Origin of the sequence: Bacillus timonensis, assembly GCF_000285535.1 — a bacterium.
Taxonomy (GTDB): domain Bacteria; phylum Bacillota; class Bacilli; order Bacillales; family Bacillaceae_L; genus Ferdinandcohnia; species Ferdinandcohnia timonensis.
Genome location: NZ_HE610987.1, coordinates 225,908 through 231,209, shown reverse-complemented (window position 1 = coordinate 231,209; position 5,302 = coordinate 225,908). Strand labels below are relative to the sequence as shown.

The following is a 5,302-nucleotide window of genomic DNA, read 5'->3' as shown; positions in this document are numbered from 1 at the left end:
CACAGGTTCCGTGTCCCACCACTTTTTTCACAAATAGACTCTCAATTCTAAAAGAAAAAGCCTAACCTCTCGAATGAGAAATTAAGCTCTAATTTAGATAGATTTATCTATTATTTACGTGGTGATTTTTACCATGCTTCTCATGCTTTACTTGGATTTCATTAACAGAAACAGTGCCACTTACTTCGTTACCTACTAAAACGAGCGGGTTTCCAGTTGGACTTTCATTATGTGCAATAAATTCAAGTCCTTCAGGGGCTACATCCCCAGCAATAGCCTGCGAAAAATCTCTAGTATTTAGATAGTTTGTAAACTGTGAATTCTGTGGGTCGGTAATGTTAAATGTCATGACACCGCCAATTCTCTCAAGCCCAACAAATACATATACTTGATTACCAAGCACGCCTACTTTTACATCTTCAGGCTCAGGTCCTTTTTTTGCACTACGCTTTTCAAATTTATCATCGTCATTAGACCAGTTAAACGTTTCTGGAAAATGTTCTGCTGTGATCTTTTCAAAGTCACTTCCACTGTCGTAGACAAGTTCCATTGTATCGGCCTTCCAAATCGAGAAAGAACGTCCTCCCAAAGTATAAATGGCGTCATTTCCACGATCTGTTAGTACTTCAAGCTTATTATAAGCCTTAGAGTTTTTCATGCTCTCGAATGTAGTCTGTGCTTCCTCTGCTGTCATACCTTTAAACAGACTTGTGTCCAGTGTAATTTTATCTTTTACTTTTTCAAAATCGGCAACATTGATAAAATCCGAGTCATCTTCAGGCCACTCTGTCGCGTCCCCTTCATTTGCAGTGATAAGATAATCGACACCACGGATCGTTACATGAGCAATTCCATCAGGCATATAAGAACCTAAAATCGGCAGTCTTTCAATGTTTATCTCATCATTTCTTGCTGCATCCAATTCATTTCCTGCCATGGAATGGTCTTTATAACCAAGAGATTTAACAGATAAAACTTTGCCTTTTTGAATATCAATTGTTGCAATCGCATTATTCTCTTGAAGGGTAACATAAGCTATATTGCCATTTTTTGAAATGGCAATATATTCAGGTTCAAAATCTTTACTTGCATCTGCTTTTGTCCCATTCTTACGAATATGAACATCATCATCAATCACACTTGTATCATCAAAAGTAAGGTGTGTAACTTTTCCGGATTTAACTTCAACAATTGTAATCGACCCCTCAGGGTCCTCCGTATGCAACCCCCCACGAGGTTCTCCTTCGTTCGCTGATAATATGTACTTTCCATTAGATGTTATTTTAACCATGTCGGGTTGAACACCTGCATCAAACGTTTTCTGAATGCTTCCCTCAGGATTCATGACAACAATCTTCCCGTTTTTTGTATAATCTGCATCTTGAACGGCGGCAACAATTATATCTCGAGAGCTATTAATATCAATGCTTGTTAAGTCTCCATAAGTAAAAGTTTCGGAGTTCACTCCATCAGCAATATTAATAGATTTTTCTAATTGTAGTTCTTGCACTGTATCTGCAGAGGTTAAATTTTTAAGACTTACAATATCAATTGTTTGCCCATGACCATTAATAGCGTAAAACTTTTGGTTAGCAGAATTATATTTTACTATTTCAGCAACTCCACCATCTTCATTGGTTAACCCCATGCTATAGCCTGCAATTTTTTTAACTCCATAAGAATTAGATATGTCCGTTTTTGCATGTGCATGATTTACGCTAAATGGGCTAGCTGAACTTAATAAAACCCCGGCTAAGAGAATTTTGCTGAACGTTTTAAGCTTTGTATGTTTCTTCACCTTATGACCTCCACGTATCAATTTCTATCAAAATCCAAGAGGTTTCGACAGATGTAATCATCGTAACCTAGCAATATTTCAAAAGTATTGAACCATTGTAAAGAATAATTAGATTCCTTGTAAAAAGATTGTAAGGATGGAAATTGCGCATAATAACAGAAAGATTTTTTATAAAAGACCTTCTCTTTTTTAAGGGAGAAATTAACAACAACTTTGTGTGAAATAATAAACAAATTCATTCTCCGATTGTTTTATAATGAAGTGGATATTTTACATCTGGGGGATATTACAACATGAAAAAGAGGAAACAACTATTTGGAATTATATTGTCTTTGATAATCGCAGTGATGATCGTTTCATTTACATCATCCCATAGAGATACCGTAGCAACCTCCAAAAAGAGAAATGAAGAGACGATAAATACTACTACAAAGACAAATGAAATCGAAAAGGATATAAAAGATAACAAAACGACTAAAGCGACCATATCGGACAAAGTGACAACGAATAAAAACGATAAAACTGAAGATGTAAAAAAAGAAAATGAAGTTAAAGTTAAAACACCAAAAGCTGAACAGTCTGTCACTTCTTCTACTTTGGCAAAGCCAGTTACTAAATATGTAAATACTAGCTCTTTACATGTACGTAGCGGCTCAGGTACGAATTATCCAGTTGTTATGTCCATTACACAGGGACAAGCTGTTACCGTTTATGAGTTAACTGATTCTTGGAGTAAAGTGAAAATGAATGAGAAAACAGGCTGGGTATATAGTAAATACCTTTCTGATACTAAACCTGTTGTTGAGAATAACGTTAATAGTGTTACTACAGTTCCAACACCAACAACTGTAACGAAACCTGAAACAAATGGAAATATAGCCGATAAATTAAAAACGGTTGCTGGAAACCAACAGATTATTCTCGTAACTACAAATGGATACAACACGAATCGTGCTTCTATACAAGCATTTGAGAAGAATGCAACTGGCAAATGGATGTCTGTGTTAAACACAACAGGCTATATAGGGAAAAATGGATTTGCGAGCAATAAAAAAGAAGGCGATGGTAAATCCCCTGTAGGTAAATATTCGATTGGAACTGCTTTCGGTCAAAAAGGAAATCCAGGTACGAAATTACCTTTCCGTTCCATTACAAGTGATGATGTGTGGGTAGACGATCCAGAGTCTCCACTTTATAATTCCTGGCAATCAAGAAGTGCGACACAAGGAAAATGGAAAAGTGCTGAAAATATGACTCATCGACTGTATACCTATGGATTTGTCATTAATTACAATACACAAAGAACCCCATATAAAGGAAGTGCGATTTTCTTCCATGTTGGTAGTGGCTATACACTGGGTTGTACTGCGACATCTGAAGCAAATATTATCAAAATCTTAAAGTGGTTGGATCCCGCCAAAAACCCAGTTATTATTCAAACTCCTATACAAGAACTAAACAAATACTAAATTATAACTGTAACCGGGGATGGGACGATGGACCTGTCCTCTTGTCTTATTTCTAGGAATTAAAGCGCTTTACTTGGTAAACATTATCCGGGTATAATGTAGTTTGGTTTTTAAGGTCTCCGATATCAAATTGTATGAGGGACCGATTGATTAGTTAATATTAAGATAGGGAGGGGAATTTATGGATTGGTTTGGTAGTGCATTAGGTGACATCAATACATTTTTATATTCGTATTTATTAATTATATTGTTAGTGGGAGCAGGTCTCTTTTTTACGATTAAAACAAAGTTTATTCAATTTCGATTAATTCCAGACATGTTTAAAATTATTGCTGAAAAGCCTCCAAGTGATGAATCTGGGAAAAAAGGTATCTCTTCTTTTCAAGCATTTACAATTTCTGCTGCCTCTCGGATTGGGACTGGTAATATTGCTGGAGTAGCGACAGCAATCGCGCTTGGAGGTCCTGGTGCCGTTTTTTGGATGTGGATGATTGCGTTAATTGGAGGTGCAACTTCTTTAATTGAAAGTACACTTGCACAAGTCTATAAAATCAAAGACAAGAGTAATGGATTGTATCGTGGTGGTCCTGCCTATTATATTGAAAAGGGTTTAAATAAAAGATGGATGGGAATCATTTTTGCAGTTGTTATTACGTTTACATATGGTTTCGTATTTAATGCCGTTCAAGCAAACACGATATCAATTGCTTTTGAAGAAAGCTTTGGTGCTAATCGTGCTGTTGTGGGTATTATTATAGCTGTTATAACAGGAATAATTGTTTTTGGTGGTTTAAAGCGTGTTGTAAGTGTCACTCAAATTATTGTTCCGGTGATGGCAGTCCTTTATATTGTCATTGCACTTCTTGTTGTAATCCTAAATATAACTGAATTGCCTAATGTATTGGCCCTAATCATTAAATCTGCCTTTGGAGTGGAAGAAGCCTTTGCGGGTATGTTAGGAGCAGCAATCATGAATGGGATTAAACGTGGTTTATTTTCCAACGAAGCTGGGATGGGTTCTGCACCAAATGCTGCAGCAACAGCTTCAGTGACTCACCCTGTAAAACAAGGCTTAATTCAAACACTCGGAGTATTTATTGATACATTACTAGTTTGTACAGCAACAGCAGCAATCGTTTTACTTAGTGATGCATATCTTCAATCCGGCGCCGCATCGGTTAATTTAACTCAAGTTTCCTTAGTTGGAAACTTAGGCGATTGGGCAGGGATATTTTTAGCAGTAGCTGTATTTCTGTTTGCTTTTAGTTCAATTATTGGTAATTACTACTACGGTGAAACAAATATTGAATTTATTAATGAATCAAAAATAGGTTTAAGTGTATTCCGCATTTTTGTAGTCGTTTTTGTCATGTTTGGTTCAATTGCGAAAGTACAAATTGTATGGGATCTGGCAGATTTATTTATGGCCATCATGGCAGTCATTAACTTAATCGCTATTCTGTTACTCTGGAAGATAGCAAAGCCGGTAATAAACGATTATATAAACCAACGGAAACAAGGAAAAAACCCAATATTCTATAAGAAAAACGTACCTAATATGGGCGAAGTTGAGTGTTGGGGAGAAGAGGAAGAAAACCGTTCAAGATTATAAGAATAGGCTCTTTTCTAAAAAGATGTTGCGATGTCCAAGCAGAGAAAGGATAAATGGTATTCTTCAAACTGCAGAAACGGTATATCTCCAAGCTGTGAAACGATAAATGGTATACCGCAAAGGGCGCAAACGGAATATCACGAAGCCGAGCAACGATAAATGGTATACCGCAAATGGCATAAACGGAATATCACCGAGCTGTGAAACGATAAATGGTATACCGAAAACGGCGTAAACGGACTATCACGAAGCCGAGCAACGATAAATGGTATACCGAAAACGGCGTAAACGGAATATCACGAAGCCGAGCAACGATAAATGGTATATCGAAAACGGCATAAACGGTATATTACGAAGCCGAGCAACGATAAATGGTATACCGAAAACGGCATAAATGGTATATCACGAAGCCGAGCAACGATA

Annotated in this window: 3 protein-coding genes; 2 read left to right on the top strand and 1 reads right to left on the bottom strand. The window is 36.8% G+C overall.

What is annotated here, in order from left to right; translation table 11 throughout:
* Nucleotides 1–103: 103 nt before the first annotated feature.
* On the bottom strand, nucleotides 104–1,798 hold the full coding sequence (locus BTHG_RS15505) for a choice-of-anchor I family protein (RefSeq protein WP_010677650.1): 1,695 nt from the start codon (nucleotides 1,796–1,798) through the stop codon (nucleotides 104–106).
* Between the two features lie 293 nt (nucleotides 1,799–2,091).
* On the opposite strand from BTHG_RS15505, the gene BTHG_RS15500 reads away from it, so the two are divergent.
* Both BTHG_RS15500 and BTHG_RS15495 read left to right on the top strand, forming a co-directional pair.
* On the top strand, nucleotides 2,092–3,267 hold the full coding sequence (locus tag BTHG_RS15500) for an SH3 domain-containing protein (protein WP_010677649.1): 1,176 nt from the start codon (nucleotides 2,092–2,094) through the stop codon (nucleotides 3,265–3,267).
* A gap of 181 nt (nucleotides 3,268–3,448) precedes the next feature.
* Complete coding sequence (locus BTHG_RS15495) at nucleotides 3,449–4,879, top strand: alanine/glycine:cation symporter family protein (protein WP_010677648.1); 1,431 nt, start codon at nucleotides 3,449–3,451, stop codon at nucleotides 4,877–4,879.
* Nucleotides 4,880–5,302 lie beyond the last annotated feature (423 nt).